General features: G+C 69.5%; 3 protein-coding genes. 2 read left to right on the forward strand and 1 reads right to left on the reverse strand.

Annotation, left to right across the window (positions count from 1 at the left end; all coding sequences use genetic code 11):
- Positions 1-343 (reverse strand): ArsA-related P-loop ATPase (locus ACFU99_RS44200; RefSeq protein ID WP_384404522.1); only part of this gene is annotated, 343 nt, incomplete at its 3' end.
- Here ACFU99_RS44200 and ACFU99_RS44205 point away from each other — a divergent pair.
- Together ACFU99_RS44205 and ACFU99_RS44210 are read left to right on the forward strand one after the other, a co-directional pair.
- Positions 328-489, forward strand: a complete 162-nt coding sequence (locus ACFU99_RS44205) for a DUF4177 domain-containing protein (protein WP_003975360.1) — start codon at positions 328-330, stop codon at positions 487-489. The genes ACFU99_RS44200 and ACFU99_RS44205 overlap by 16 nt on opposite strands.
- The gene (locus tag ACFU99_RS44210; RefSeq protein WP_384404520.1) at positions 486-950 is read left to right on the forward strand and encodes a RidA family protein; all 465 of its coding nucleotides are present in this window, start codon (positions 486-488) and stop codon (positions 948-950) included. Before ACFU99_RS44205 ends, ACFU99_RS44210 begins: the two co-directional genes overlap by 4 nt.
- The last annotated feature ends 240 nt before the right edge of the window (positions 951-1190 follow it).

Raw genomic sequence — 1190 nt, forward strand, 5'->3', positions numbered from 1 at the left:
TCTGGAGGTAGTCGAGGAGCGCGAGCTCCGCGTCGATGGCGAGCGCGTGCACCTCGCCGCCGCCAGGGGCCACCGCGATCTTCCGCTCCGCGTACGGCAGGGCCTGGGTCTCGAAGAGCTGGGCGATCCCCTGCCTGCCTTCGACCTCGACCAGCAGGGTGCGTTTTCCCTCGGCGGCGAGGGCGAGCGCGAGGGCGGCGGCGACCGTGGTCTTACCGGTGCCGCCCTTGCCGCTGACGACGTGGAACCTGCTCATGATTTGGAGCCTAACCAGTCGGGCCCCGGAGTACGCACGAGGCGGGGGGAGAGAGGCATTACAGTCGCACCATGACCAAGTGGGAATACGCGACCGTGCCGCTGCTCGTACACGCGACCAAGCAGATTCTGGACACCTGGGGCGAGGACGGCTGGGAGCTCGTCCAGGTCGTGCCCGGCCCGAACAACCCCGAGCAGCTGGTGGCCTATCTGAAGCGGGAGAAGCAGGCATGAGCGTCGTCGAGGACAAGCTGCGCTCGCTCGGTCTGAACCTGCCGGAGGTCGTGCCGCCGCTGGCCGCGTACCAGCCGGCCGTACGCTCCGGCGGCTACGTGCACACGTCCGGGCAGCTCCCGATGGTCGAGGGCAAGCTACAGGCGACCGGCAAGGTCGGCGCCGACGTCACCGCGGACCAGGCCAAGGAGCTGGCGCGGACCTGCGCTCTCAACGCGCTCGCCGCCGTGAAATCCGTCACGGGCGACCTCGACAAGATCGTGCGCGTCGTGAAGGTCGTGGGCTTCGTCGCCTCGGCCACGGACTTCACCGGCCAGCCGGGTGTGGTCAATGGCGCGAGCGAACTCCTCGGGGAGGCGCTGGGCGAGGCCGGGGTGCATGCGCGCAGTGCCGTTGGGGTGGCGGTCCTGCCGATGGATTCGCCGGTGGAGGTCGAAATCGTGGTCGAGGTCCAGGACTAATCCGGCTGCGCCGCGGCGCATTCCGGGGCTCTGCCCCGAACCCCGGTCCTCAACCTCCCCCAGCTACCGCTGGGAGGTGCCCCCTGACGGGCTGGAATGGCCGGCCTTGGCCCGTACGCCTCGGGCTGGGCGGCATGGGCCGTTGTCCTCAATCGCCGGACGGGCTGGATTTGGCGGGCGTTGCCCCGCAAGTTTCCCCAGCTATAGCTGGGTGGCGGCTGAATTGGGTCGGCCTTGGTC

The sequence above is a fragment of the Streptomyces sp. NPDC057654 genome, assembly GCF_042800135.1.
Lineage (GTDB): Bacteria > Actinomycetota > Actinomycetes > Streptomycetales > Streptomycetaceae > Streptomyces.

Coding starts and splice junctions, on each gene's coding strand:
- ACFU99_RS44205 (WP_003975360.1), top strand. CDS start 328: ATGACCAAGTGGGAATACGCGACCGTGCCGCTGCTCGTACACGCGACC.
- ACFU99_RS44210 (WP_384404520.1), top strand. CDS start 486: ATGAGCGTCGTCGAGGACAAGCTGCGCTCGCTCGGTCTGAACCTGCCG.